Origin of the sequence: Nocardia sp. NPDC060220, assembly GCF_042727815.1 — a bacterium.
Taxonomy (GTDB): domain Bacteria; phylum Actinomycetota; class Actinomycetes; order Mycobacteriales; family Mycobacteriaceae; genus Nocardia.
The window spans coordinates 1-1,074 of sequence record NZ_JBHWZY010001381.1 but is presented as its reverse complement, the minus strand read 5'-3'; the positions used below and the strand labels follow the sequence as shown (position 1 = coordinate 1,074).

Annotated in this window: 1 protein-coding gene; it reads left to right on the top strand. The window is 67.6% G+C overall.

The genetic code is table 11. The features are described 5' to 3' along the window. Window positions 1-83 precede the first annotated feature (83 nt). On the top strand, window positions 84-1,074 hold a 991-nt coding region (locus tag ACFWF3_RS36940), incomplete at its 3' end, for an aconitase family protein (RefSeq protein WP_379318907.1).

The window sequence follows — 1,074 nt, the reverse complement described above, 5'->3', positions numbered from 1 at the left end:
GTACGTCTCCGGGGCGTGCATGCCGAGCTGGAGGGTGTCCGCCTCGGTGTCGGCGCCCGCCCTCACACATGAGTGGAGCTGACGTGACGAAGATTGATACCTTCGGCGCCAAGGGCACGCTCGAGGTCGGAAGCAACTCCTACGAGATCTTCCGTCTCTCGGCTGTTCCCGGCACCGAGAAGCTGCCCTACGCCCTGAAGGTGCTGGCAGAAAACCTGCTGCGCACCGAGGACGGCGCGAACATCACCGCCGATCACATCCGCGAGATCGCGAACTGGGACCCCTCGGCACAGCCGAGCGTCGAGATCCAGTTCACCCCCGCGCGCGTGATCATGCAGGACTTCACCGGCGTGCCCTGCATCGTCGACCTGGCCACCATGCGTGAGGCCGTCACCGTCCTCGGTGGCGACCCGAGCAAGGTCAACCCGCTCTCGCCCGCCGACATGGTCATCGACCACTCGGTGATCCTGGACGTCTTCGGCCGCGCCGACGCGCTGGAGCGCAACGTCGACCTCGAGTACGAGCGCAACGGCGAGCGTTACCAGTTCCTGCGCTGGGGCCAGGGCGCCTTCGACGACTTCAAGGTCGTCCCCCCGGGCATGGGCATCGTCCACCAGGTCAACATCGAGTACCTGGCCCCCACGGTCATGGTCCGCAACGGCCAGGCCTACCCCGACACCTGTGTCGGCACCGACTCGCACACCACCATGGTCAACGGCCTCGGCGTGCTGGGCTGGGGCGTCGGCGGCATCGAGGCCGAGGCCGCGATGCTGGGCCAGCCGGTCTCCATGCTGATCCCGCGCGTGGTCGGCTTCAAGCTGACCGGTGAGATCAAGCCGGGCGTCACCGCCACCGACCTGGTCCTCACCATCACCGAGCAGCTGCGCAAGCACGGCGTCGTCGGCAAGTTCGTCGAGTTCTACGGCGAGGGCGTCGCCGCCACCTCGCTCGCCAACCGCGCCACCATCGGCAACATGTCGCCGGAGTTCGGCTCCACCGCCGCGATCTTCCCGATCGACGACGAGACCCTGAACTACCTGCGTCTGACCGGCCGCAGCGACGAGCAGGTCGCGC